The 233-nt window shown below is 66.1% G+C and carries 1 protein-coding gene; it reads right to left on the bottom strand.

Going from position 1 to position 233, the window contains the following annotated elements; genetic code table 11:
* Positions 1 to 233 (bottom strand): heavy metal translocating P-type ATPase (locus NUW23_11155; GenBank protein MCR4426721.1); only part of this gene is annotated, 233 nt, incomplete at both ends.

Here is a 233-nt window from a genome sequence, read left to right as displayed (position 1 = left end):
TGACAGGGGAACCGAGATCACCAGGGCACACGGACACGAGATTACAAGCAGTACAAGCGCCCGGTGAATCCAGGCTGAGAACACCTGCCCTGGCAGAACCAGCGGCGGCGCCACGGCGATCAGGGCGGCGAGGCCGACGACCGCGGGCGTGTAGTATCGCGCGAAGGCCGCGATGAACCGCTCAGTCTTGGCCTTGCGGCATGCCGCCTTCTCTACCAGCCCGAGGATGCGCG

The organism is Bacillota bacterium, assembly GCA_024655925.1.
In the GTDB taxonomy this organism is placed as follows: domain Bacteria; phylum Bacillota; class DTU025; order DTU025; family JANLFS01; genus JANLFS01.
Note: the sequence above shows the minus strand (reverse complement) of the source record. Positions and strands in the feature narration are given on the sequence as shown.